This is a genomic window from Actinomyces sp. oral taxon 897 (assembly GCF_002999235.1).
In the GTDB taxonomy this organism is placed as follows: Bacteria; Actinomycetota; Actinomycetes; order Actinomycetales; family Actinomycetaceae; genus Actinomyces.
Window position 1 is genome coordinate 1029300 of record NZ_CP027236.1, and the last position, 25445, is coordinate 1054744.

General features: G+C 73.0%; 22 protein-coding genes. 3 read left to right on the forward strand and 19 right to left on the reverse strand.

All coding sequences use genetic code 11. The features are described from left to right. Nucleotides 1-84: 84 nt before the first annotated feature. From ruvB to hemH, 16 genes are all read right to left on the reverse strand, one after another. On the reverse strand, nucleotides 85-1110 hold the full coding sequence (ruvB, locus tag C3V41_RS04150) for a Holliday junction branch migration DNA helicase RuvB (RefSeq protein WP_106109224.1): 1026 nt from the start codon (nucleotides 1108-1110) through the stop codon (nucleotides 85-87). After that, nucleotides 1103-1735 carry a Holliday junction branch migration protein RuvA gene (gene ruvA / locus C3V41_RS04155; RefSeq protein ID WP_106109225.1) on the reverse strand — a complete coding sequence of 211 codons (633 nt, stop codon included), beginning with the start codon at nucleotides 1733-1735 and terminating at the stop codon, nucleotides 1103-1105. Before ruvA ends, ruvB begins: the two co-directional genes overlap by 8 nt. Nucleotides 1736-1929: 194 nt before the next feature. After that, nucleotides 1930-2541, reverse strand: a complete 612-nt coding sequence (locus tag C3V41_RS04160; RefSeq protein WP_106110655.1) for a crossover junction endodeoxyribonuclease RuvC — start codon at nucleotides 2539-2541, stop codon at nucleotides 1930-1932. A 90-nt stretch (nucleotides 2542-2631) separates the two neighbouring features. Next, nucleotides 2632-3393 carry a YebC/PmpR family DNA-binding transcriptional regulator gene (locus C3V41_RS04165; protein WP_106109226.1) on the reverse strand — a complete coding sequence of 254 codons (762 nt, stop codon included), beginning with the start codon at nucleotides 3391-3393 and terminating at the stop codon, nucleotides 2632-2634. A gap of 86 nt (nucleotides 3394-3479) precedes the next feature. Beyond that, nucleotides 3480-4178, reverse strand: a complete 699-nt coding sequence (gene pdxT / locus C3V41_RS04170; protein WP_106110656.1) for a pyridoxal 5'-phosphate synthase glutaminase subunit PdxT — start codon at nucleotides 4176-4178, stop codon at nucleotides 3480-3482. Between the two features lie 53 nt (nucleotides 4179-4231). Further along, nucleotides 4232-5002, reverse strand: coding sequence for an NUDIX hydrolase (locus C3V41_RS04175; RefSeq protein ID WP_441299717.1), 771 nt, complete (start codon nucleotides 5000-5002; stop codon nucleotides 4232-4234). Next, complete coding sequence (pdxS, locus tag C3V41_RS04180; protein ID WP_106109227.1) at nucleotides 4999-5895, reverse strand: pyridoxal 5'-phosphate synthase lyase subunit PdxS; 897 nt, start codon at nucleotides 5893-5895, stop codon at nucleotides 4999-5001. Before pdxS ends, C3V41_RS04175 begins: the two co-directional genes overlap by 4 nt. 62 nt (nucleotides 5896-5957) lie before the next feature. Continuing rightward, on the reverse strand, nucleotides 5958-7274 hold the full coding sequence (locus C3V41_RS04185) for a PrsW family intramembrane metalloprotease (protein WP_254423671.1): 1317 nt from the start codon (nucleotides 7272-7274) through the stop codon (nucleotides 5958-5960). 89 nt (nucleotides 7275-7363) lie between these two features. Then, nucleotides 7364-8959: a hypothetical protein gene (locus C3V41_RS04190; protein ID WP_106109228.1), complete on the reverse strand. Its 1596-nt coding sequence runs from the start codon at nucleotides 8957-8959 to the stop codon at nucleotides 7364-7366. A gap of 2 nt (nucleotides 8960-8961) precedes the next feature. Beyond that, nucleotides 8962-9633 (reverse strand): hypothetical protein, encoded by a 672-nt coding sequence (locus C3V41_RS04195; RefSeq protein ID WP_106109229.1) that lies wholly within the window; start codon nucleotides 9631-9633, stop codon nucleotides 8962-8964. 1 nt (nucleotide 9634) lies between these two features. Further along, entirely contained in the window at nucleotides 9635-10816 is a 1182-nt protein-coding gene (locus C3V41_RS04200; RefSeq protein ID WP_106109230.1) for a glycosyltransferase family 4 protein, read from the reverse strand. Continuing rightward, nucleotides 10813-11835, reverse strand: a complete 1023-nt coding sequence (locus C3V41_RS04205; RefSeq protein WP_106109231.1) for a phosphatidylinositol mannoside acyltransferase — start codon at nucleotides 11833-11835, stop codon at nucleotides 10813-10815. The genes C3V41_RS04200 and C3V41_RS04205 overlap by 4 nt, the downstream gene beginning before the upstream one ends. Continuing rightward, the gene (gene pgsA / locus C3V41_RS04210) at nucleotides 11832-12506 is read right to left on the reverse strand and encodes a phosphatidylinositol phosphate synthase (RefSeq protein ID WP_106109232.1); all 675 of its coding nucleotides are present in this window, start codon (nucleotides 12504-12506) and stop codon (nucleotides 11832-11834) included. Before pgsA ends, C3V41_RS04205 begins: the two co-directional genes overlap by 4 nt. Nucleotides 12507-12569: 63 nt before the next feature. Next, nucleotides 12570-13289, reverse strand: a complete 720-nt coding sequence (locus C3V41_RS04215) for an HIT family protein (protein WP_106109233.1) — start codon at nucleotides 13287-13289, stop codon at nucleotides 12570-12572. Beyond that, complete coding sequence (gene thrS, locus C3V41_RS04220) at nucleotides 13282-15315, reverse strand: threonine--tRNA ligase (protein WP_106109234.1); 2034 nt, start codon at nucleotides 15313-15315, stop codon at nucleotides 13282-13284. The genes C3V41_RS04215 and thrS overlap by 8 nt, the downstream gene beginning before the upstream one ends. 372 nt (nucleotides 15316-15687) lie before the next feature. Then, the gene (gene hemH / locus C3V41_RS04225; protein WP_106109235.1) at nucleotides 15688-16653 is read right to left on the reverse strand and encodes a ferrochelatase; all 966 of its coding nucleotides are present in this window, start codon (nucleotides 16651-16653) and stop codon (nucleotides 15688-15690) included. A 311-nt stretch (nucleotides 16654-16964) separates the two neighbouring features. Between hemH and C3V41_RS04230 the strand changes: the two genes are divergently transcribed. Both C3V41_RS04230 and C3V41_RS04235 read left to right on the forward strand, forming a co-directional pair. Then, entirely contained in the window at nucleotides 16965-18548 is a 1584-nt protein-coding gene (locus tag C3V41_RS04230) for a plasmid pRiA4b ORF-3 family protein (RefSeq protein ID WP_106109236.1), read from the forward strand. 94 nt (nucleotides 18549-18642) lie between these two features. Continuing rightward, nucleotides 18643-19419, forward strand: a complete 777-nt coding sequence (locus C3V41_RS04235; protein ID WP_106109237.1) for a hypothetical protein — start codon at nucleotides 18643-18645, stop codon at nucleotides 19417-19419. Between the two features lie 359 nt (nucleotides 19420-19778). Here C3V41_RS04235 and hemW read toward each other — a convergent pair whose 3' ends face one another. After that, complete coding sequence (gene hemW, locus C3V41_RS04240) at nucleotides 19779-21296, reverse strand: radical SAM family heme chaperone HemW (protein WP_254423672.1); 1518 nt, start codon at nucleotides 21294-21296, stop codon at nucleotides 19779-19781. A 367-nt stretch (nucleotides 21297-21663) separates the two neighbouring features. Here hemW and C3V41_RS04245 point away from each other — a divergent pair, with 367 nt between their 5' ends. Further along, the gene (locus tag C3V41_RS04245) at nucleotides 21664-22395 is read left to right on the forward strand and encodes a YwaF family protein (RefSeq protein WP_254423673.1); all 732 of its coding nucleotides are present in this window, start codon (nucleotides 21664-21666) and stop codon (nucleotides 22393-22395) included. 165 nt (nucleotides 22396-22560) lie between these two features. On the opposite strand, the gene trmB is transcribed toward C3V41_RS04245, so the two are convergent. Then, nucleotides 22561-23484, reverse strand: a complete 924-nt coding sequence (trmB, locus tag C3V41_RS04250) for a tRNA (guanosine(46)-N7)-methyltransferase TrmB (RefSeq protein ID WP_106109238.1) — start codon at nucleotides 23482-23484, stop codon at nucleotides 22561-22563. Nucleotides 23485-23523: 39 nt separating this feature from the next. Beyond that, nucleotides 23524-25401 carry a translation elongation factor 4 gene (lepA, locus tag C3V41_RS04255; protein ID WP_106109239.1) on the reverse strand — a complete coding sequence of 626 codons (1878 nt, stop codon included), beginning with the start codon at nucleotides 25399-25401 and terminating at the stop codon, nucleotides 23524-23526. Between the last annotated feature and the right edge of the window lie 44 nt (nucleotides 25402-25445).

The window sequence follows — 25445 nt, forward strand, 5'->3', positions numbered from 1 at the left end:
ACAGTCCCCCAGAGTCTAGCCATCGTGCTGGCCCACAGGAAAAACCTCCGTCACCCACCGCCCCGCCCGCGCACCGGCCCGGGCTCAGGTGAAGAGCACACCCTCGGCCGGGACCGCCAGCCCCAGGTGGGCGTAGGCGGCCGGGGTCGCCGCCCGGCCCCGGGGGGTACGGACCACCAGGCCCTCACGCACCAGGTAGGGCTCGGCCACGGTCTCCACGGTCTCCGGCTCCTCCCCCACGCTGACCGCCAGCGTGGTCAAACCCACAGGCCCGCCGCCGAACCGTGAGCACAGGGCGGTAAGGACCTGCCGGTCGAGACGGTCCAGCCCCAGGGCGTCCACCTCGAAGACCTCCAAGGCGCCGCGGGCGGCCTGAAGGTCCAGGCGCCCGGGGGTGCCGTGGACCTCGGCCCAGTCCTGGACCCGGCGCAGCAGGCGGTTGGCAATGCGCGGCGTGCCCCGCGAGCGGCTGGCGAGCTCGGCGGCCGCGTCGGCGTCCAGGCTCACCCCCAGCAGCCCGGCGCTGCGGGCCAGGATACGGGCCAGCTCCGCCGGGTCGTAGTAGTCCAGGTGCCCGGTGAAGCCGAAGCGGTCCCGCAGGGGCGCGGGCAGCAGCCCGGCCCGGGTGGTGGCCCCCACCACGGTGAAGGGCGGCAGCGCCAGGGGGATGGAGGTGGCCCCGGGGCCCTTGCCCACCACCACGTCCACCCGGTAGTCCTCCATGGCCAGGTAGAGCATCTCCTCGGCGGTGCGGGCCAGGCGGTGGATCTCGTCGATAAAGAGGACGTCGCCCTCCTCCAGGGAGGACAGGATGGCGGCCAGGTCCCCGGCGTGCTGGACCGCCGGCCCGGAGGTCAGGCGCAGGCTGCCCCCGACCTCGGCGGCGATAATCATGGCCAGGGTGGTCTTGCCCAGCCCGGGCGGCCCGGAGAGCAGGACGTGGTCGGGCGTGGTGCCCCGGGCCAGGGCCGCGCGCAGGACCACGGAGAGCTGGGTGCGCACGACCTCCTGGCCGGTGAAGTCCTCCAGGCGCCTAGGACGCAGCGCGGCCTCGGCGGCCCGCTCGGTGGCGTCCGCCGCCCCGCCCACGAGGCGGGCGTCCTCAGCCACGGCGTCCCCCGCCGAGCCACCTCAGTGAGGCGCGCAGCAGCTCGGGGACAGAGGGCTCCTGGGCGGACGGCTCCTCCTGGTAGGCGGCCTCGACGGCGGCCACGGCCTGGGTGGCGGTGGCCTCGTTCCAGCCCAGCTGGACCAGGGCGGCCACGACGTCGGCGTTGGCCCCTGCAGGCGGGGGCGCCGCGGGCTCCTCGCTGCGGGCCGGGGCAGGGCCGGTGGCCGGACCGAGGCGGTCGCCGACGTCGATAATGACGCGCTGGGCGCCCTTGGGGCCCAGGCCCGGCACCCGGGTGAGGGCCGCCACGTCCTGGCTGGCGACGGCGCGGCGCAGGGCGTCGGGGGTGTGGACGGCGAGCATGGCCAGGGCCAGCTTGGCCCCCACGCCCTTGGCGGTCAGGAGCACGCGGAAGGCGTCACGCTCGTCGGCCTCGGAGAAGCCGTAGAGGGTCTGGGAGTCCTCCCGCACAATGAGCTCGGTGTGCAGCCGGGTCTCCTCCCCCACCCGTAGCGAGGCCAGGGTGGCCGGGGTGGCGAGGACCCGGTAGCCCACGCCCGCGCACTCCACGACGGCGTCAGTGAGGCTGAGGGTCAGGACGGTCCCGTGCAGGGAGGCGATCATGTCACTCCGATCGGTTCGAACGGCTGTTCGCCAGCCTAGCAGCAAGCCCGCTGTCACCCCACCCCGCCGCCCCCGCGGACGGGACGGGCGCCGGCATTAAGAGGCCGACCCCTGACGCCAGGCACCGGCCTCGGCCCCGCGGACGGGCGTCCACGGTCCCCGGGGAGGCCGGGCAGGTCGGGGAGCTGGCGGGCTCAGGGGCGGGAGCGACGGGGGTCCACGGCGCCGGTCCGACGGGCGGCGGCCTGGGCCGCGGCCCACTGGCGCTGGGCGGGGGTACGGGCGCGGACCCGCACGGAGCCCCCGGCGGAGACCATCTCGGTGGCCCCGTCCACGCCCGTCCCGCCTCCGCGCCAGCCGTGGCAGATGGCCTGGGCCAGGGCGTCGGCGGCGTCGGCCGGGGAGGGGGGCGCCTTCAGGCCGAGGATGCGCGCCACCATGGCCCCCACCTGGGACTTGTCCGCGCTGCCCGAGCCGGTCACCGCCGCCTTGGCCTCACTGGGTGTGTGCTGTGCCACCTCCAGGCCCGCCCTGGCCCCGGCGACCATGGCCACGCCCATGACCTGGGCCACGGAGATGACCGAGCGCAGGTTGTCCTGGGCGAAGACCCGCTCGACGGACACCGAGGTGGGGCCCAGGCGGGCGATCCAGTCATCCAGGGCGCGGGCGATGGTCAGCAGGCGCAGCTCAGGGCTCTGGGAGGGCGGGGTGCGCACCACCCCGACCTCGACCAGGCGCACCCGTCGGCGCGGGTCAATGTCCACACACCCCAGCCCGCAGCGTGTCAGCCCCGGATCCACCCCCATGACCCGCTGCTGGGCCACGAGGGCGTGCCCGGAGGCGGGGCTAGGCGGGACCACGCCGGGTACCGGCAGGTGGGAGCGGGCGGGCGGGCCTCACTCGTCGGGCTCGAGCTGGGCGGCGACCTCGGCGGAGATGTCCACGGAGGTGAAGACGTTCTGGACGTCGTCGGAGTCCTCCAGGGCGTCCACCAGGCGCAGGACCCTGCGGGCGCCGTCGGCGTCGACCTCGACCTTGGTGCCGGCCACGAACTGGACCTCAGCGGACTCGTAGTCCATGCCCGCGTCGGTCAGGGCGGTGCGTACCGCCACCAGGTTGCCCGGATCGCAGTAGATCTCGAAGGACTCGGCGCCCTCCTCGATCTCCTCGGCACCGGCGTCCAGGACGGCCATGAGGACGGAGTCCTCGTCCACGCCGTCGGTCCTGGCCACCTCGACCACGCCCTTGCGGGTGAAGTTGTAGGCCACGGACCCGGGGTCGGCCAGGTTGCCGCCGTTACGGGAGAAGGCCACGCGCACGTCGGAGGCCGCGCGGTTGCGGTTGTCGGTCAGGCACTCCACCAGGAAGGCCACGCCCCCGGGCCCGTAGCCCTCGTACATAATGGTCTGCCAGTCCGCTCCCCCGGCCTCCTCGCCGCTGCCGCGCCTGACGGCGCGGGTGATGTTGTCGGCGGGTACGGAGTTCTTCTTGGCCTTCTGGATGGCGTCGTACAGGGTGGGGTTGCCGGTGGGGTCACCGCCGCCGGTGCGCGCGGCGACCTCGATGTTCTTGATCAGGCGCGCGAAGAGCTTGCCGCGCTTGGCGTCAATGGCGGCCTTCTTGTGCTTGGTGGTGGCCCACTTGGAGTGACCCGACATGTGTGCTCCTTGGGAGTCGGCGGTAGAGGGCGCCCCCGCGGCGGCCAGCGGGCCTGGCGGGTGCGCAGGGCGCGTCCGGGCGCTGCTCAGGCCCGGTGCGTCACCATGGCGACGAAGACGTCGTGGACCCGGCTCTCGCCCCCGACCTCCGGGTGGAAGGAGGTGGCGAGCAGGGGACCCTGACGAACCGCGACAATCCTACCGCCCGCACCCCCCTGGCCCTCACCAGCGCGTCCGGCCCGGGTGGTGGCCAGGACCTCGACGTCCGCGCCCACGGACTCCACCCAGGGGGCGCGGATGAAGACCGCGTGCAGGGGACGGCTGGCGCTGGCACCCAGGGCGGGGGCGTCCAGGTCCTCCTCGTAGGAGTCCACCTGGCGTCCGAAGGCGTTGCGCCTCACGGTCATGTCAATGCCGCCGACGGTGGCCTGCCCCTCCTCCAGGCCCAGGGCGCGGTCGGCCAGCAGGATCATGCCGGCGCAGGAGCCGTAGGCGGGCAGTCCGGCGCGCAGGAGGGCCCGCAGGGGCTCGAGCATGCCGAAGCCGGTCAGCAGGGTGCTCATGGTGGTGGACTCCCCGCCGGGCAGGACAATGCCGTCAAGCCTCTGCCCCGGGGCGTCCCCCAGGTCGCGGGCGCGGCGCACGGTCACGGGGCGGGCGCCCGCGGCCTGGAGGGCCAGGGCGTGCTCGCGCACGTCCCCCTGGAGGGCCAGGACGCCGATGGTGGGCCGGGAGCCCGCCGGGGCGGGTGCGGGGAAGAGGGCGCGCGGGTTGAGCGCGTCCATGGTCTGGGCGGGGACACGGTCCACGGGTTCCTCCCGGTGCTCACGGTTACTGGTCACGACGTCGCCCGGCCCCCACCCGACCGCGTCCCGCCCGCGGCCACCTGGGCCAGGAGCTCGGCGTCCGGTGGCTCGGTGAGGTCCAGGGGCCTGCCGTCCCAGCCGGCACGCAGGGAGCCGACGAGCCCGGGGACGGCGCTGGGGTAGATCTCCCAGCCGGTCCTGCGGGCGGCGTCGAGCTCGGCGGGCGTCCACCAGGATATGGAGTCCACGGCGTCGCGCTCCAGCTGGGTCCACCCCGCCTGCTCCAGGGCCAGGGGGCCACTCAGGCGCAGGAGGAAGAAGACCTCGTCCTGGCGGCAGGTCACGGTGGCGAAGCGGAAGACGGCGTCGCGCCGGGCCACGGGCCCCTCCAGGTCCGCGGGGTCGACGACGATCCCGGACTCCTCGGCCAGCTCGCGGGCGGCGGCCTGGCGGTCCGTCTCCCCCGGCTGGATGCCGCCCCCGGGGGTGAAGACCCAGGAGTGGGCGGGGTCGGCCACGTCGTGGCCGGTCATGAGGAGGGCCAGGCCGTCGGCAGTGAGCACCAGGACGCGGGCGGCCCGCCGGAAGGGCAGGCCGCCGGGGCCGAGCCCCCACTCACCGGGGTCCACGTGCCGGTCCCAGTCCTTAGGGACCAGGGTGGGGTGGCGTCCGTCGGGGGTGAGCCCGGCCCCCGCTGCCGGACCCGTCGTCCCCGCAGCGGGGGTCGTGAGGCCGCCGGCCCCGCACGACGGGGTACCGCCCCCCGGCCCGGTCAGGCCGCCGGCCCCGGTACCGGGGCTCACCAGCCGCGCTCGGCCAGGCGGTGGGGCTGGGGGATCTCCTCGACGTTAATGCCCACCATGGCCTCCCCCAGGCCGCGGGAGACCTCGGCGACGACGTCGGGGTCGTCGAACTGGGCGGTGGCGCGCACAATGGCCGCGGCGCGCCTGGCGGGGTCGCCGGACTTGAAGATGCCCGAGCCCACGAACACGCCCTCGGCGCCCATCTGCATCATCATGGCGGCGTCGGCCGGGGTGGCGATGCCGCCGGCGGTGAACAGGACCACGGGCAGGCTCCCGGTGCGGGCCACCTCGGCCACCAGCTCGTAGGGGGCGCCGAGCTCCTTGGCGGCCACGTACAGCTCGTCGGCGGGCAGGGAGGTCAGGCGGCGGATCTCGTCGCGGATGGTGCGCATGTGGGTCACCGCGTTGGAGACGTCGCCGGTGCCGGCCTCGCCCTTGGAGCGGATCATGGCCGCGCCCTCGGTAATGCGTCGCAGCGCCTCGCCCAGGTTCGTGGCCCCGCACACGAAGGGCACGGTGAAGGCGTGCTTGTCAATGTGGTGGGAGTAGTCGGCCGGGGTGAGCACCTCGGACTCGTCAATGTAGTCCACGCCCAGGGACTGGAGGACCTGGGCCTCCACGAAGTGGCCGATACGGGCCTTGGCCATGACCGGGATGGAGACGGCCTCGATAATGCCGGTAATGAGGTCGGGGTCGCTCATACGGGCCACGCCCCCCTGGGCGCGGATGTCGGCGGGGACGCGCTCCAGGGCCATGACGGCCACGGCCCCGGCGTCCTGGGCGACACGCGCCTGCTCGGGGGTGACGACGTCCATAATGACGCCGCCCTTGAGCATGTCGGCCATGCCGCGCTTGACGGTCAGGGTTCCGGTGGCAGGGGGCGTGCTGGTCATATCTGTGTCCTCGGGGTCGGGGCGGCGCGCGGGGGCGACGCCGTCAGGAGCAGCCTAGTCCGTCAGGTGCGTGCGTCCAAGAAGGCACGTCGCGACCGGGCGAGCTCCTCCAGGAGCCTGTGCTCGGCGTCGGCGTAGTCGCTCTCGGCGTGCCCGTTCATGGCGCGCTGGCGGAGCTGGGCCAGGTCCACGGCCGCCTTCTGGAACCTCTTCATGGCCTTGCCCGCCGCCGGCCCCCGGTTACGGGCCCACCGTCGGGCCTGACGGCGCCCCGTCCCGGTGGTGAGCATGGTGATCTCGGCACCGGTGAGCCAGGAGGCCCGGGAGTAGTCGGCCAGGCGCGAGGCCATGGCCCTGCGCTCCATCTGGCGCAGGAGCACGATGCCGCCGATCCACATGAGGAAGACGGGGATCTCGACCGCCAGCAGGACCGGGGTCGACAGGCTGGCGATGACACCGTTCCAGAAGGCGTGCCCGCACACCGCCAGGGCGTAGCCCACCAGCGTCATCCACACCCAGGAGAAGCGTGAGCGCATGGTCGAGGCCAGCCCGACGGCGAACCCCGTGCAGGAGGTGAAGGTCAGGTGGGTGAAGGGTGTCATGATCCCACGGGCCAGGAAGGTCTCGAGGAGCTGGCTCCCGCCTGCGGACGGGTGGGTCTGGTCCAGCTGGTAGGCGCGGAAGAAGTACACGATGTTCTCGGAGAAGGCGAAGGCGCCGGCGATGACGCAGGCGTAGACGATGCCGTCCACCGGGCCGTTGAAGGTGCGTCTCCAGATAAAGAAGATGACCAGCACGCCCAGGCCCTTGGCCCCCTCCTCGAAGAGGGGTGCGGCAATGACCGCGCCGGCGGTCTCCCCCACCTCCGGGTCCCCCAGGGCCTCGGCCACGGTCCCCGACAGCCAGTCGTTGAGCAGCACGGCAATGACCACGCTCGTCCCGGCGCCCCACATAAAGGCCGTGACGAGCATGGCGGGGGGCTCAGGCTCCCACCGGTCGATCCACAGGACGGTCAGGAGCACGATCACCAGGGGCACCAGGGCCAGGGCGGCGGGCAGCACCAGCTGGCTGGCGTCCTTGACCGAGCGCACCATGTAGACCACGAAGCCCAGCAGCGCCAGCCCGCTGACGACCATAAGCAGGACCCCGACGACCTCGTTGCGGCGGCGCGCGCGCTGGGCCTGCGGGCTGGCCCAGCCCGGCACGCTCCCGCCGTACTGGTCGGGTGCGGTGCTGGTGCCGGTGGTGTAGGAGAAGTTGTAGGTACCGGCGGAGTAGCCCCAGCCGTTGTCACGGCGTGTAAAGCGCGAGGAGGTGCCCGTTGGGGGCAGGTGGGGGTCCCGGGGGGTCAGCGGTGCTGCCCCAGGTGCTGTGGTCATGGGGATCTCCTGGTGGGTCGGGGGGCTTCTGGGTGACGGTACCGCGCAGACCGCCATTGTGTCTGCCCTGGGCAGCGTCTCCCCGGGCCCTATGGTCTGGGGCCCGGGGCGTACGGACCTGGGTTGGGATTGTAAGGGTCCAGGGTGTAGGGGTCCAGGATGTAGGAGTCCAGGGCGTAAGGAACTGGTCCGGGGGCGTACGGGCCCGGGCCGGGCAGGCTCCCGGGGGCGTACAGGCCCAGTGCGTAAGAAACCGGTCCGGGGGCGTAGGGGCCCGCTAAGGGGACGTACGGGACCGGGACCGGGGCGTACGGGACCGGGGCGTACGGACCTGGGCCCGGGATGTAGGGGACCGGGCCTCCCGGCGCTCCGCGAGGCACCACCCTCACAGGCGCCGCGCCGACCGGGCCAGGGGTCCTTGCGGGCACGCGGCCGGGCGGCACCGTCGTGGGCGGCACCGGGTTCGTGGGGGGAAGGAAGGGGACCAGGAGGCCGCGGGCGGCGGCGAGCTCACCCAGGGCGCCTTCAAGACAGGCGCTGACCTCCTGGCTGAGGACGCCGTCGGGCGGGGTCCGCCTGCGCAGGAGGGCCAGGGCCATGACGGCCCGGCAGAAGCGGCCGCTGACCTCCGCGGCGTCGGGCCGGAGGCAGTTCCTGCGCAACCAGGCCCTTCCCGCGCCACTGGTCGCCATGCCCACCTCCAACGGCGTGAGGCGCCCGGCTTTGACGTCACCGGCCAGTGAGGCCCGGATCCGGGAGGGCTCCGTGAGCGAGACCACCAGGACGGTCGCCCCCCAGGCCAGGGCGAGCAGCACCAGGACCCCGAGGTAGACGCCCGGGTGGTCCTCGGAGAGCTGGTGCGTCATCCAGGACTCCAGGACCACCATGGCCAGGACCCCGCCTCCGAGCACCGCCACCTGTATCGCCTTAGAGCGCGTGCGGGCGGCCCGGCCCAGGGCCAGGGCCGGGCAGAAGGTGGAGACCACGGCCTGCACGGTCACCAGGACGGCAGCGACCCCGGGCATCTCCCTCGCCAGCAGGGAGACGCTGACGACCAGGGCCTGCCCGCAGGCCATGAAGCCCGTGTAGGTGACCGCGTCCAGGACGCCGCCGACGTCCTCGCGCCACAGGAGCAGGAGCAGGGCCAGCCCCGCCCCGGTGAGCAGGGCGTGGACCAGCGGGGTGCCCACCAGGCCGGGGGACACGGCGACCTGGGGCAGCAGGAAGGACAGGCGCACCTGCCCTACCACGTCCTCCAGGCCGTACTCCGCCAGCAGCTCGGTGGTACCCCACAGGAAGGCCACGAGCACGAGGATCCGGTACCTGGCGGTCCTGGCGGCCCACAGCAGGTAGCCGACGGTCACCGCCACCGGGACGAGCGCCCCGCCCAGGGCCCGGAGCACGTGCCCCAGGAGGGCGCCCCTGGTAGTGAGCAGGACCACGGAGCCGACCAGGGCTACCAGACCCAGGACGACCAGGACGGGGGCCGTGGACCGCCGGGCCCGGAACCTGGTGAGGCCCTCCGGCAGGACCGCCGCGTCCAGCTGCGGGGAGGACCAGTCCGGCTCGCCGTCGGGGTAGAGGGCATTGACGGTCAGGGCGTCGGTACCCGCCCCCGCACCGGCCCCGGGCGCCGGCGGGTCCGGCTCCCAGGGCGGGCGGGGGCCTGGGGGGAGGGCGGCCATGCTCAGGCTCCTGCGGCACCGGCGGGCCCGGTGTCGTCGTCCACGTCAAAGGTCTGGGGCATGGGGGCGCGCCCGGCCAGGTGCAGGAGACGGACCACCAGGTCGGCACGCAGGCGCTGGGCCTGGGCCACGCGGGTGTCATGGAAGCGGCGGGCCAGGACCACCCGGTAGGCGGCCCTGTCCAGGCGGGCCAGGACCTCGGCGGAGCGGGGGTCGTCGGCCAGGAGCGCCCGGGTGCGCGCGTGCAGGACGGTCCGGATAACCCGGGACAGGTCGGACTCCACGCGGGCGCGCGGACGGTCCTCACCGTCCCCGGCCGCCGGGTCCGCCCCGGTGGGGGGCGTGGACGACGTCGGGCTCGGGGGCGCCCCGGCCCCCGGCGGGCGGTGCTCCAGGCCGTCGTCGACCAGGGGGCTCTCGCAGTCCAGGGACTCCCGGGCCGCCTGGGCCAGGAGGAGGCCGGAGGCGGGGTCGAGCAGCCCGGAGGTGGCCAGCTCCAGGGCCGCCTGGGCACGGTGGACGAGCTGGGCCTCCAGCGTGGCGCGCGCCCCCAGGACCTGGCGGTGGAGGCGGTCCACCCTGACCGCGCGGGCGTAGAGCAGCCAGCCGATGACCACCAGCAGCGTCACCAGGACGGTCCATCCCAGCAGGGTCTGGGGGTGGGGCACGCTCATCTCAGTCCTCCAGGGCGTCGCGCAGGCGGCTCATGACGGTACGCTGCCCGGGTGCCAGGCGTACCCGGGTGTGGGCGGTGGACAGCGCCATGTCGTAGACGTCCAGGACGGCGTCGGTCACGGTGGACCAGTCGTAGCGCCTCACCTCGGCGTCGGCGGCCCGGCGCCGGGCGTCGGCCGCGTCGACGTCGGTCAGGGTGTCGACGATGACGCGGGCCAGGTCCTGGCTGTCCCCGTTGCGGAAGAGGGCGCCGTAGCGTCCGGCGCCCAGCACGTCGGAGAAGGCCGTCAGGTCCGAGGCGATGACGTGGGTACCGGCCGCCATGGCCTCCACCAGGACGATCCCGAAGGACTCCCCCCCGGTCTGGGGGGCTACGTAGCAGGTGGCGGAGGCGAGCAGGGCGGCCTTGTCCTCGTCACTGACCCCGCCCAGGAAGGTCACCTGCTCCCCGAAGCGCGCCAGGGCGGCACGCTGCTCCCCGGCGTCCCCGCGCCCGGCCACCAGGAAGCGTGTCCCGGGGAGGGCCTCCAGGACGGCGGGGACGGCGTCGGCCAGGACCGTCAGGCCCTTGCGGGGCTCGTCCAGGCGCCCCAGGAAGGCCACGGTGGGGGCCTGGGGGGTCCCGGCGAAGCGCGGGTCGTGGTGGGAGGCCGTGGCGAAGGGCTCGACGTAGATCCCGTTGGGGATGACCACCGCGTCACCGCCGTGGTACTGGATGAGGGTGCGTCGGGCCTCCTCCGAGACCGCGATCATGGCGGAGATCCTCTCCATGAGGGGGGCGGTCATGGGTGAGAGGAGCTCGCGGGCCAGGGAGCGGTCCATGGCGGCGTGGAAGGTGGCTACCACCGGCCCGTCGGCGGCCTGGAGGGCGAGCATGCCTACCGAGGGGGTAATGGGCTCGTGAATATGAAGGAGGTCTAAATCACATTCCTCCAGCCACTTGCGGGCGCGGCGGGCCACGGCGGTACCGAAGTTGAGGCGCGCCACCGACCCGTTGTAGGGGATGGCCACGGTGTCCCCGGCGCTGGTGACCCACGGCGGCAGGTCCTCGGTCCGGGTGGCGGGGGCCAGGACACGTACGTCGTGCCCTCGACGACGCAGCTCACCGGCCAGGTCCATGACGTGTACCTGGACACCTCCGTGGGCGTCCAGAGAGTACGGGCAGACGATACCGACCCTCATGCGCTCCCCTCCTGCAGGTGACGGGACGCCGCAGGATCCGCGGTGGCGGCCCCGCCCTGGCGCGCGTGGGAACGCGCCAGCCGCTCCTGGTCCAGGTCGGCGTCGAAGACCGGCTGGAGCATGTGCCAGTCGGTGGCGTGGGCGGCCAGGTCCGGGGCCAGGGCGCTGACCCACCGCCGGGTCCAGGCCTCCACCTGCGCCCGGCCGTCCAGGCCCTCAGGCGCCGGGACGTGACAGGCACGTACGTACAGCCCCCAGCGGGACCCGGCCCGGCGGCGGCGCTCACCGGTCAGCGGCTCGTAGCCGATGGTGACCGCGTACAGCGGCAGGCCCAGCCGCTGGGCGATGGCAGCTGGCCCGGCGGCCACCCGGGCGCGGTGCCCGGCCAGGTCGGCCAGGACGCCCGAGGCGGACAGGTCCCGGTCGGCCAGCAGGGCGACGGCGTAGTGGCCCCGGCTGGCGGTACCCACCAGGTGCTCAAAGACCTTCTCCCCGGGGGCCTGGCCGATAATCCGCATGCCCTGGCCCTGGCGGAAGCGGACGAACTGGTCGAACAGGTCCGCCGGCTCCAGCCTCTCGGCCACGGTGAGCACCTGGGCCAGCTCCTGACAGGCCCAGGTCCCCACCAGGTCCCAGTTGCCCATGTGGGGTAGGGCCAGGACCACCGAGCCGTCCCGGGCGTCCTGGCGCAGGCTCTCGGGGACGTCAGCGCGTACCCGGGCCATGACCTGCTCCAGGCTCATGGAGGGCAGGGCGAAGGCCTCGTAGAAGTAGCGCGTGTAGGAGCGCATGGCGGCCCGGGAGGCGCGGTGGAGGGCGCGAGCGGTGGTGTCGGCGGGCAGGAGGCGGGCGAGGTTCCTCTCCAGCTGGCCCACGCCCGTGCGGGTGGGGCGCAGTCGGTGGACCGTCCAGGCCACGTCGGCCCCGGCGTGGGCCAGGCCGTAGCCCAGCCAGGTGGGCAAGTAGCGGGTGCAGCGCCAGGCGGTCCGGTAGAGCGCCGCGGTGAGGCGGCCGCTCATGCCCGGCCCCCGGAGGTCCCGGCGCCCAGCGCGGGCTCCTGCCGGACAGCGGCCCCGGGACCGATCTGCCCACGGACGGTGAGCACCCGCTGGACGACGGTAACCAGACAGGCCACGGCCACGTACCCCAGGGCACCGCTCAGGACCCACTGGGGGGCGCCCAGGCCCACGATAAAGGCCGCTACCAGGGACACCACGAGACGGTCGGTGCGCTCGGCGAGGCCCACGGCGGCGGCGGCGCCCACGGACTCAGCCCGGGCCCGGGCGTAGGGGACGACGGCACCCAGGACCACGCTGGCGGTGGCCAGGACCACGGTCACGGTGCGCAGGGTGCCGGGCTCCATGCGCAGGGCGGCCCAGACGGCCAGGGAGCCCATGACGGCGCCGTCGGCCAGCCGGTCCAGGGTGGAGTCGAGGAAGGCGCCGAAGACCGAGCTCTGTCCGGTGGCCCGGGCCAGGATCCCGTCAAAGGAGTCGGCGACGAGCAGGATCCCCAGGAGCGGCGGCCCCACGAGGAAGTGCCCCTGCGGCAGGGTGACCACGGCGGCGGTGACGGACAGGACGGTGCCGGTCACGGTGAGCGTGTTGGGGGTGATGCCGGCCCGCGCCATGGCGAGGGCCGGGCGGGTGAAGAGGGCCCTGGTCAGGCCCCGGCCGTGCTGTCCGAGCATAGGTTCCTCTGGTCGCTGTGGGAGGTGGGGCGGTAGCGGCGCCCCCGGGCGGTGCCGAGGCGGTCAGCCGGGGGCACCGGCAGGGGCGTCGCCCGGGGCGCCCTCGGCAGGGCCACCAGCCGGGGCGCCCCCTGCCGGGGAGTCCCCGGCGGGGCCCCCAACTGGGGCGTCCCCCACTGGAGCGTCCCCGCCCGGGGCCTCGTCCCAGGCGGCCGCCAGGACCTCGCGCTGGTCCCCCAGGAGCTGGGGGACGGGCTTGGTGCGGGCAATGAGGGGCATGAAGTTGGCGTCCCCCCTCCAGCGGGGCACCACGTGCTGGTGGAGGTGGGCGGCGATCCCCGCCCCGGCCACCTCGCCCTGGTTCACGCCCAGATTGAAGCCCTGCGGGTGGCTCACCGCCCGCAGGACCTCCATGGCCCGGGCCGTGAGCTCGCCGATCTCGACCCGCTCGGCGGCCGACGCCTGGGTCCAGTCCGAGACGTGCCGGTAGGGGCACACCAGTAGGTGGCCGGTGTTGTAGGGGTAGAGGTTCATGAGCACGTAGGCGCTCCGGCCCCGGTGGACGATGAGGGAGTCCTGGTCCGTCCGCCCGGGTGCCCGGCAGAAGGGGCACTGGTGGTGGCTGGAGTCCTTGGGCTTGTCCTGGCCGCCGATGTAGACCATGCGGTGGGGGGTCCACAGGCGCTGGAAGGCGTCGGGGGCGCCGGGGTGGTCCCAGGCCGCCTCCACGCGCACCCCGGCGGAGGACCCGTCCGGTACGACGCCGTCGGTAGTCTCAGCCACGGTTCAGCCTCTCCCCGGCCGGGTCGTTGACCCGGTTCGCGATCACCTGGCGGATGTGCTCCACGGCCTGGGCCACGGGCACGCCGTTGGTCTGCTCCCCGTCACGGAAGCGGAAGGAGACGGCACCGGCCTGCTCGTCCTCTCCCCCGGCAATGAGGGTGAAGGGGATCCTGTCCTTGGAGGCGTTGCGGATCTTCTTGCCGAAGCGGTCGTCGGAGTGGTCCACCTCGACCCGCACGCCCACGGCGCGCAGGCGGGCGGCGACGTCGTCAACGTAGTCGTCGAAGACCTCGGCCACGGGCACGAGCCGCACCTGGACGGGTGCCAGCCAGGCCGGGAAGGCTCCCGCGTAGTGCTCGGTGAGCACGCCGATAAAGCGCTCCACGCTGCCCAGCTTGGCGGAGTGGATCATGACGGGGCGCTGGTGGGTGCCGTCGGGGGCGGTGTACTCCAGGTCGAAGCGCTCGGGCTGGTTGAAGTCGTACTGGATGGTGGACATCTGCCAGGTGCGGCCGATGGCGTCCTTGACCTGGACGGAGACCTTGGGCCCGTAGAAGGCGGCGCCACCGGGGTCGGGGACCACCGCCAGCCCGGAGGCGTCGCAGGCCTCCTGGAGGGCGGCGGTGGCCGCGGCCCAGTCGGCGTCGGAGCCAATGAACTTGTCCTTCCTGGCCCCGTTGTCGCGGGTGGACAGCTCCAGGTAGAAGTCGGTCAGCCCGAAGTCGGACAGGATGGACAGGAAGAACTGGATCTGGGCCTTGATCTCCTCACCGGCCTGCTCGGGGGTGCAGTAGGTGTGGGAGTCGTCCTGGGTGAAGCCGCGCATACGGGTCAGGCCGTGGACCACGCCGGACTTCTCGTAGCGGTAGTCGCGGCCCATCTCGAAGAAGCGCAGCGGCAGCTCACGGTAGGACCGGCCCCGGGAGCGGAAGATGAGGTTGTGCATGGGGCAGTTCATGGCCTTGAGGTAGTACTCCTGCCCGGCCTTGGTGATACTGCCCGCCGCGTCGCGCTCCTCGTCGGCGAGCATGGGCGGAAACATGGTGTCGGCGTAGTAGGGCAGGTGGCCCGAGGTGTGGAACAGGCCGCCCTTGGAGATCTCGGGGGTGTGGACGAAGTCGAAGCCGTACTCCATGTGGCGCGCCACCACGTGGCTCTCGACCTGGTGGCGCAGCATGGCCCCCTTGGGGTGGAAGACCACCAGGCCGGGGCCGATCTCCTCGGGGAAGGAGTACAGGTCGAGCTCGGCCCCCAGCCTGCGGTGGTCGCGGCGCTCGGCCTCCTTGATCCGGTCCTGGTAGGCCCGCAGATCCTCCTTGGAGGCCCAGGCGGTGCCGTAGATGCGCTGGAGGGAGTCCCCGGACTGGTCGCCCTTCCAGTAGGCCGAGGAGGACTTGGTCAGGGCGAACCCTTGGCCGATGAGGCGGGTGGAGGGCAGGTGGGGGCCGCGGCACAGGTCCTTCCAGGCCACGGTCCCGTCCCGGCGTACATTGTCGTACATGGTCAGGGTGGTGCCGCCGACCTCCACCGAGGCGGACTCGGCGCCCGCGCCCTTGGTGGTGATGAGCTCGAGCTTGTAGGGCTGGTCGGCCAGCTCAGCGCGTCCCTCGTCCTCGGTGATCTCACGGCGCACGAAGCGCTGGCCCTCCTTGACGATCCGCTTCATGCGCCTCTCGATCTCGCGCAGCAGCTCGGGGGTGACGGCGTCGATACCCCCGAAGTCGTAGTAGAAGCCGTCGGTGATAAAGGGGCCGATACCCAGGTTGACGTCGGGGAAGAGCTCCTGGACGGCCTGGGCCATGACGTGGGTGGCGCTGTGGCGCAGGATGTCCAGGCCGTCCTGGCTGTCCAGGGTAATGGGCTCCACCACGGCGCCGTCGGGGAGGGGGCGCTCCAGGTCCCGGGGCTCGCCGTCCACGCGCACAGCCACTACCGACACGTCGCCCCGGTAGAGGGACGCTCCCGTGGTCCCGGCCTCGATGACCCGGGGGGCGCCGTCGAGGGTAATGCTGAGCTGTTCGGTCACGGGGACTCCTTGGGTTGACGTCGAGGCGCTGTACGGGTGCGCCCTCGACGGCGAGTCTACTGCCTGCTCCTGGCACCGCCCACGTCAGCGCCCCACCCGCCCCTCCCCCCTCGCGAGAACGGTACTTATTCGCCGTGAGAACGGTACTTATTGCTCGCGAGAACGGTACTTGTTCGTCGCGAGAACGGCTGGCCGGGCGACCTCGACCGCCCCCGGGCCCGCGAGCGCCTCGGCGGGTGGGTCACGGGTGGGTCCGGGGTACGCACGGTGGCCGCCCCCGGTAGCACCACCGGGGCCGCGCTCGGTAGCACCACCGGGATGGGTACCGGGGCCCAGGGGAGGGGTACGCGCGGTGGCCCGGCCCGCGGGCGCCTAGAGGTAGGGGCGGAGCACCTCGGCCAGGGCGAGGCCGTGGGCGGGCGAGGCGTTGAGGGCCGGGACGTAGCGGAAGTCCCCGCCCCCGTGCTCGTGGTAGTGGCGTGCGGCCTCCCGGCCGATCTCGTCCACGGTCTCCAGGCAGTCCACGGCGAATCCGGGGCAGACCACGTCCACGCGCCCCAGGTCGCGGGAGGCGAGGTCGGCCAGGACGTCCACGGTGTAGGGGGGCAGCCACTGGGCGGGGCCGAAGCGTGACTGGAAGGACAGGGTCCACTCCTCCCCCAGGTCCAGCGCGTCGGCCAGGAGGGTGGCGGTGTGCTCGCAGCGACTCCGGTAGGTGTCGCCGTTGTCGGCGTAGGACTGGGGGATGCCGTGGAAGGACAGGACCGTGTGGTCGGGGCGCCCGTGCCCGGCCCAGGAGGCGCGCACGTGCTCGGTCAGGGCCCTCAGGTAGGCGGGGTGGTCGTGGTAGTCGGACACGAAGGTGACGGTGGGCGGGTTGCGCCGGGAGGCGGTGACGGCGCCCACGGCGTCGGCCACGGAGGCGGTCGTGGCCCCGCAGGACTGGGGGAAGAGGGGCAGGACGACCAGGTGCTCGCAGCCGGCCTGCTCCAGGGCGTCCATGGCCTGGGCGATGCTGCCCGAGCCGTAGCGCATGCCCGCCCGGACCACGACGTCGTCGTCCTGGGTGCGCAGGTGGCGTTCGAGCTCGGCGGCCAGGGTCTCGGTGTGGTAGCGCAGGGGCGAGCCCTCGGCGGTCCAGGTGCGTTGGTAGAGGGCGGCGGAGCGGGCGGGGCGCACCCGCAGGATGACGCCGTGCAGGACCGGCCACCAGATCCAGCGGGAGGTCTCGATAATGCGCGGGTCGGAGAGGAACTCCGCCAGGTAGCGGCGCACTGCCGCCGGGGTGGGGGCGTCTGGGGTGCCCGTGTTCGCCAGCAGGATCCCGGTGCGGGTCATCACGTGCCTCCGTGCCTCGTACGTCTGGACCGGGGTGAGTCTAGGCACGACGGCGCCCTGCACCTTACGACGCGGTGTCACCTTCCTGGCGGGGCGTCTGGGAGCGGGTCCCGGCCCTGGTGGCGGCCGGGTCGGGCGCGGGCGGGCGGGCCCGGGCCGGGCACCTGGCAGGCGTGCGGGGAGGGGGTGGTGGCGCCGTGCGGGGGGCGTAATATCTCAGGGGCGCCTGCCGTAAATGCCGGACGGGCCGGGGCGGCGCGCAGGAGGGGCATATAGGCGCCCTAAGGGGTGCCTTCTGCCAGACTGTCCGCATGGAAGCGCGCTCCGTCACTCTGCACATAGATCTCCGGGACGCCAGACCCAGCGTCACCCGGGACGTCCTGCTGCCCTGGGATGCGCCGCTGCCCCTGGTCAGCTCCGTCATCCAGCAGGTCATGGGCTGGGAGGACTACCACCTGCACGGTTTCACCCGTGGTGGCGAGTTCTGGGGCGCGGCACCACGGTGGACCGCCGACCCCCGGGACGGTGACGAGGCCAGTGAGCAGGACGTCTCGCTCCGCACGCTCCTGCCCACCCAGGACGCCGTGGCCACCTACGTGTACGACTACGGTGACAGCTGGGAGCTGCGCCTGACCATTACCGAGACGCACGAGGAGGACTGCGCGGACCTGCGGATCCTGGCGGCCACGGGCGGCCACGTCCTGGAGGAGTGCGGTGGCATCCCGGGCTACGCGGCACTCGTGGAGGCCGCGCAGGCGACTGCCGACCAGCGTCCGCTGACCGAGGACCAGGCCCAGCTCCTGGAGTGGGCCCTGGAGGTCAGCGGCCTGGAGGGGGCCATGGCCCTGCACGAGTGGCTCACCAGGTTCGACACCGCCGGGGCCCGGGCGCGTCTGGCGGCCCTGCCCGCCCCCGACCCGCCGGAGGCGGACGGCTCCCCGGAGGGCTCCCCGGTGAGCGACCACCCGGACGACCCCGCCCCAGCGAGGGCAGACGGCTCCCCGGTGGACGACCACCCGGGCGACCCCGTCCCAGCGGGGGCCGAGGAGGGCTCCCCAGACGGCTCCCTGGTCGGCGACCCCCCGGACGACCACCCGTTGGTCGTTAGACTCCCCCCGGGGGTCGTGCGCGACAGCCTGCGCAGGGCGTTCCTGACGGCCGTGCGTCGCCAGCCCACTCCCCTGGCCCAGATGGTGCTGGACGCACGCCTGGAGGACACGGAGGCCCTCACGCCGGAGGACTGCGCCGAGCTCACCGGGGGCCTGCGCCGCTACCTGGAGCACGTGGGCGACGGGCTGTCCCTGACGGCGTCGGGCTACCTCAGGCCCGCCGACGCCCTCGCGCTGGCGGCGGCCCTGGGCCTGGACGACGACTACCTGGGCAGGCTCAGGCGTGAAGCCGACACCCGTGCCCTGCTGGTGATCTGCCACGCCCTGACCCGGATGCGGATCCTGCGCAGGACCAAGGAGCGGCTGACGGTGACCGAGGCGGCGCGCACCGCCCTGTCCGACCCGCAGGCGCTGCTCGACCTGGTCGTCTCCCGGCTGCCGGTGGAGAGACAGGACATGGACCGGCTGATCGCGCTCACGACCGTACTGGACCTGGCCGGCCAGCCGGTGCAGGAGCGGGGCGTCCAGGAGCCCGATCCTGCCGACTACCACGAGCAGCACCGACGTCGTAACGCGCGTCTGGCAGCGGCGGTGGTGTCACTGGGGATCACCACCACGGCCAGGCCGCTGACGGGCTGGGACGTCATGCGGGTCGCCGAGGAGACGCAGATGGTGCTGTGGGTCTGCCGCGTGTTCCCCGGCGACCTGTTCCGTACCGCCTGGGCGCCCACCCCGCTGGGGCGCGTGCTGCTCCTGCGGGTCCTGAGCGCGCCCGACGGCCCCTGACGCCGCTGCGCCCTGGCGCGGCCCTAACCGACCCGCGTAGCCCTTGACAGGCCTGCGTGGCCCTACCGTTGACAGATCCTGACAGGAGGTCGTCGTGACTGCCGTTGAGTCAGAGTTCCAGGCCCTGGGGTTCAGCCCCGAACCCGGCCGGGCGCTCCTGGAGCACCTGTGCGACTCCGCCGTCTTCTGGGACGTGGACGGTACGGGGTTCGACGACGCCGGGCTCTTTACCGACCCCTCCGGGGCGGCGGTCGCCATAGGGTACGGGAAGGAGGGCACGTACATGAACGCGACCGTGGCGTACGTGCCCCGGCGCCGCGTGCCCGCCCGGGTGTGGAGGCTGACGGACACGCTCGCCCAGGTGGACGTCATCGACCCCGGGCAGGCCGGGGAGGACCAGGTCGTGGCACGTTTCCTGGCCTATCTCGACGACGCCCCGTGGTTCCCCCGCTACAGGCTCTCCGCCGTGGGGCGTCCCAGACAGGCCCGGGTGAGCGTGGGCGCCCTGGGGGTGGACTACGAGGTCCACGGCCCCGAGCGGTCCTACCTGCGGGCCAGGCGGGCGGCCAGCGGCGGACGCCCGGTCCTGGCCGCCCGCGGCCTCATCTCGCCGTGGCTCTTCAGCCTCGCCTCGGGCCAGGCGGACGCCGACCAGGCGAACTCGGCCGCCATGGTGTCCGCCGTCTGCCGCAGGGTGGGCAGGCGCCGGAACACGCTGACGGGCCAGGAGTTCTGGCTTATTGACGCCGACTGCGTCGTCCCCATGACGGTGGCCCTGCCCGTTGACGACGCCGCCCCGGCGCCCCGGCGCGGCAGCGTGCTCAGCGGCCGGTTCGTCCTGGTCGCCTCAGGCCACAGCCAGGAGCGGTAGGGGACAGCCGGGCCGACTGGTGGAGTTGCACATTCTTTTATAAACCGCGATCATAAAATGGCAAGATCTCGCGGATCCACCTGGCGGCCCGGGGCCCGGAGAGCAGGATGAATGTGCAACGGCGTCCGCGTTGCACATTCATCTTGTTCCTCTCCGCCTCCCAGGGCGGGAAATCGTTGGAATGACGCCACCAGCCCGACCAGGACCCCAGGATGAATGTGCAACCACCATCCCGGCCCCTGTAACCGGGCCTTGTCCTGCTCGCGTTATACCTAGAACGACGCCCTCGTCCTGACCCCGCCCCGCACCAGGCCCGCTCGACGCCGTCGCCCGGCAGCACCGCCACGGGCGCCCAGCGTCTACAGCCCGTCGGTCAGGGCCCGGGTGACGGCGTCGGCCATGAGGCGGCCGCGCAGGGTCAGGACCGCCCGGCCCCGCCCGGCCGCGCAGGCGTCGAGCAGGCCGTCAGCCACCAGCTGGCCCACCACCGGTGCCAGGTGCCCGGCCCCAGCGCCCTGACCCCCAGCGTCCGTCGCCCCGTCCGCCCCCGGGCCACCAGGCCTACCCGGGCCACTGCCCTCCCCAGGACCCGACCCGCCCTCCTCTCGCACGGCGGGCCCCGAGTGCCCGGCCCCGCCCGCCCCGGCGGCGTCAGCCTCCCCGGGGACGGCGCCCGGCAGGCCGTCCAGGGCTATGCCCTCACGCAGCCGGATGCCGAGCATGACCCGCTCCAGCTCGCGCGCGGCGGCGTCGACGACCTCGTGCCCGGCCACCGGCAGGCGCCCGTCGGCGACCTGGCGCGCCCAGGCCAGCGGGTGCTTGGTGTTCCAGGCGCGCACGTCCCCCAGGTGGGAGTGGGCCCCCGGCCCCGCGCCCCACCAGTCGGCGTCCTGCCAGTAGGCGCGGTTGTGGCGGCACTCCAGCAGCGCCCCGGGGCGCCCTGAGCGCCCGGTGGCGTCCCGGCGCGCCCAGTTGGAGATCTCGTACCACTCGTAGCCGGCCTGGGCCAGGACGGCGTCGGCCACCTCGTACTTGGTGGCCTCGTCGTCGTCCTGGGGCATGGGCAGCTCACCGCGGCGTACCTGCCCCCACATCCGGGTGCCCTCCTCAATGACCAGGGCGTAGGCGCTGAGGTGGTCCGGGCCCGTGCCCACCGCCGCCTCCAGGCTGCGGCGCCAGTCGTCCAGGGACTCCCCCGGCGTGCCGTAGATGAGGTCCAGGGAGGTCAGCAGCCCGGCCCGGCGCGCCCACCCCACCACCTGAGGTACCCGCTCGGGCCGGTGGGTGCGCTCCAGGGTGGCCAGCACGTGCGGCACCGCCGACTGCATGCCGAACGACACCCGGGTGAGGCCCCCCTGGGCCAGCGCGGCCAGGTAGGCCTCGTCCACGGTCTCGGGGTTGGCCTCCGTGGTGACCTCCGCGCCGTCGGCCAGCCCGAACACCTCCCTCACGACGCCGACCATGCGCACCAGGTCCCCAGGTACCAGCATGGTCGGGGTCCCCCCGCCCACGAACACGGTCTGGGCCGGTCGCGCAGGCAGCCCGGCCCGGTCCATGGCGGCCCGGACCAGGTGCAGCTCACGCTCCAGGGTGTCCACGTAGTCACCCACCGACGCCCCCGGGCCCATGGCGAGGTTGGTGTAGGTGTTGAAGTCGCAGTAGCCGCAGCGCACCCGGCAGTAGGGCACGTGCAGGTAGACGGAGAAGGGCCGGGGCGTGGCCCGGCTCCCGGTACCCGCCCCTGGGTCCCCGGCCCCCGGCGCAGGTACCACCCCCGCCCCCGAGGTCCCTCGGGCCCCGGGGGCAGGGGCCCCTACCTGCGGGGGCAGGTCCCCCATGCCGGGCAGGGGGTCGCCCTCAGGCTGCCTCGGGCTCACCGCGCGCCCCCGGGGCGCCGGGGCGAGCAGGAGCGTCCCTCAAGGGTCACGCAGCCACGCCAGTACGAGCGCCCCCCGAGAACCACGCAGCCACGCCAGCATGAGAGCCGGGAGGGGTCCGGGGAGCTCCTCATGGTGACCACCGCCTTCCTTCCGACCCGGAATGCTACCCGGGCCAGCAGCAGACCGGCGTACTCCTCCCCACTCGGCCCGGACCGGCTCACCGCACCAGCCGCACTGCCAGCCCCCTCTCCTGACCCGGACCACCTGGGCCAGCTGGCAGGAGGGAGCCGGGGCCGCTGGCGACGTCGGACTCGCCACCTGGTGCTGGCGGGCGATGCCCGTCGGGCACGGTTAGCATGACCGGGTGAAGCACTTCCTTGACCCGATGCCGGGGTGGATACCTGTCGGCGGCCTGGACCACATGGCGTACGTCGGCTGCCTGGGGGCGGCCGCAGCCCTCCTCATTGGCCGACGCCGGTGGGTACGCAGGCACGCACGACGGGTACGTGCAGGGGTCCTCATTGCCTCCCTGGCCCAGCAGGCCACCTTGTACGGCATGTACGCGCTCACCGGGTGGGACTGGGGGGAGTCGCTGCCGCTGCACATCTCGCGGGTCTCGGCGGTGCTGTGCGTGGCCTACCTGGCCACCGGCTCCAAGCGGGTCATGGACGTGCTGTTCTACTTCAGCCTGTGGGCCTGGTTCAGCTTCTCCTACCCGCAGGAGGTGTGGCCGTTCTGGAACCTGTTCGGCTGGACCTTCCTGGTCAACCACGTCGTGACCCTGCTCATGCCGGCGCTGGCGTGGGTGACCAGCGACTGGCGCCCGAGCCGGGAGGCGCTGTGGCGCGCCTTCGGGTGGATGGTCGCCTACTCCCTGGTGGCGGTGGTGGCCAACGTGCTGACGGACGGGAACTACTTCTACCAGAAGAGCATGCCGGTGCTGCCGTCCCTGGGACAGCCCCTGTACTACGTGGGCACGCTCACGGTGGGGCTGGGCCTGTTCTGGCTGGGCTACGGCGTCTCACGCCTAGTGCCCGACGAGGAGCGCGGCCTCCTGGGGCGGGGCGACGACGCCCTCTCCCCCACGACCGCCTAGACTCCCCCGCTCACCCACTCCCCCCACCCCCTCACTCGCCGGGGACGTACTTTAGTCATTGGCGACGTACCCTTAACGTACGTCCCCGACGACGAAGGTACGTCCGTGATGGTTAAGGTACGTCGCCGACAGCCGTCCCCAACGACTAACGTACGTCCCCGACGGCTAGCCCGGGGACACCCACGCCTGGGAGGTACGTACCACGCACAGGTCGCGCACGGTACGCCCCTCCTTCAGGCCCCGGGCCTCGAAACGGGTCATGACCCGCCCGGTAAAGCGCTCCGACCAGCCGCCGCGCACTCCCGACGGCGAGCCCGGGTCCAGGCCGTTGCCCGGGTCCCCGTCCACCGCCGTGTCCGCCCCCAGGTCGGGGCGCGCCCCGGCGTCGTCGTGGCGGAAGCAGGGGCTGACGGCGCCCGCCCCTGGCCGGGTCGGGGGCAGGCCCTGACCAGATCCCCGCCCCGCCCCGTGTGGTGAGGAGACCGCCTCGACCACGTCACGCATCTGCCAGGCGTAGTCGGCCCAGTCAGTGGCCAGTCTCCACACGCCCCCGGGACGCAGCACGCGCGCCACCGAGTCGGCAAAGGACTCGGTGACCAGGCGGCGCTTGCGGTGCCGGGCCTTGCGCCAGGGGTCGGGGAAGAACACCCACACCTCGCTGGCACTGCCCACCGGCAGGGCCGTGGCCAGCAGCTGGGCGGCGTCGGCAGGCACCACGCGCACATTGTCCAGGCCGGCCCTGGCGGCGTCACGCACGATCCGGGCGATCGCCGTCTCCCACACCTCCACGGCCAGGTGGTCGGTCCCCGGGTGGGCGAGGGCGTGGGCCAGCAGGGCCTCACCGCCGCCCGAGCCGACCTCGACCACGAGCGGCCGGGCCCGCCCGGGGTGCCCGAAGGCGGCAGCCGGGTCCAGGCGGAAGGAGGCGTCGACGGTGCGGATCGCGTCGGCGCGGGGCACGTCAATGACGTACCTGCCCCCGAAACGGGCCAGCGCCTCCTGCTGGGCGTCAGTCAGGCGCCCGCCGGCCCGGGAGAAGGAGCGCACACGCGAGCGGATGGCGTGGGAACGGGGCGGGTGCTGCTGCATCGTGCTCCTCCCGGCCAGTCGGCTGCCCGACGCGGGCCGTCACCTGTCCTTTCCCGTGGGGGTGTCCGCCCCCAGGGCCGCGATAAACGCCTCCTGGGGGACCTCCACGCGACCAATGGCCTTCATGCGCTTCTTGCCCTCCTTCTGCTTCTCCAGCAACTTGCGCTTACGGGTGATGTCACCACCGTAGCACTTGGCCAGCATGTCCTTGCGCAGGGCCCGGATGGTCTCCCGGGCAATGACCCGGGTACCGATGGCGGCCTGGACGGGCACCTCGAACTGCTGACGCGGGATGAGGTCCTTCAGGCGCCTGGTCATCTTCACCCCGTAGGAGTAGGCGGCGTCTTTGTGGACGATGGCGCTGAAGGCGTCCACCTTGTCGCCGTTGAGGAGGATATCGACCTTGACCAGACTGGCCTCCTGGGACCCGTCCATCTCGTAGTCCAGGGAGGCGTAGCCGCGGGTGCGCGACTTCAGGGCGTCAAAGAAGTCGAAGACGATCTCCGCCAGGGGCAGCGTGTAGTGCATCTCCACGCGCGTCTCGCTCAGGTAGTCCATGCCCCCCATGGTCCCGCGGCGCGACTGGCACAGTTCCATGACGGTGCCCACGAACTCGCTGGGGGTCAGGATGGTGGCCCGCACCACCGGCTCGGAGACGCTGAGCACCTTCCCGGCGGGGAACTCGCTGGGGTTGGTCACTGTGTGAGAGCTGCGGTCCTCCATGGTGACCTCGTAGACCACCGACGGCGCGGTGGAGATAATGTCCAGGCTGAACTCGCGCTCCAGGCGCTCGCGGATGATCTCCAGGTGCAGCAGCCCCAGGTAGCCGCAGCGGAAGCCGAAGCCGAGCGCCACGGAGGTCTCCGGCTCGTAGGTCAGGGCGGCGTCGTTGAGCTTGAGCTTGTCCAGGGCGTCACGCAGGGCCGGGAAGTCGGAGCCGTCCACGGGGAAGAGCCCGGAGAAGACCATGGGCTTGGGGTCCTGGTAGCCGCCCAGGGGCGTGGTGGCGGGGGAGGCCGCGGAGGTGACGGTGTCACCCACCTTGGACTGGCGCACGTCCTTGACCCCGGTAATGAGGTAGCCGACCTCCCCCGCCCCCAGGCCCTGGGTGGGTGTCGGCTCGGGGCTGATGACGCCGATCTCCAGCAGGTCGTGGACGGCCCCGGTGGAGAGCATCTCAATGCGCTCGCGGGGGCGCAGGGCCCCGTCGACGACCCGCACGTAGGTGACCACGCCCCGGTAGGTGTCGTAGACGGAGTCGAAGATCATGGCGCGCGCCGGGGCGTCGGGGTCCCCGTGGGGGGCGGGGACGGTCCGGACGATCTGGTCCAGGAGCTCGGGCACGCCCTGCCCGGTCTTACCCGAGACGTGGAGGATGTCGGTGGGCTGGCAGCCAATGAGAGAGGCGATCTCCTCGGCGTGCCGCTCGGGCTCGGCGGCGGGCAGGTCGATCTTGTTCAGGACCGGGATAATGGTCAGGTCCCCCTCAATGGCCATGTAGAGGTTGGCCAGGGTCTGGGCCTGGATGCCCTGGGCGGCGTCCACCAGGAGGACGGCGCCCTCGCAGGCGGCGAGTGACCGGTTGACCTCGTAGGAGAAGTCCACGTGCCCGGGGGTGTCGATCATGTTCAGGGCGTAGGCGTGCGTGGTGCCGTCAGGACCGGTGACGCCCCAGGGCATGCGTACGGCCTGGGACTTAATGGTGATGCCGCGCTCGCGCTCAATGTCCATGCGGTCCAGGTACTGGGCGCGCATGTCACGGGGGGCGACGACGCCGGTGGCCTGGAGCATGCGGTCGGCCAGGGTGGACTTGCCGTGGTCAATGTGCGCGATAATGCAGAAGTTGCGGATACGTGCGGGGTCGGTCGTGGCAGGAGTGACGCTCGCAGCCTGCTCGGGGGTGAGGATCGGTGACACGTGGGCCTTCCGGGTCCGGCGGGCCGCCCGAGGACGGGCGGGTC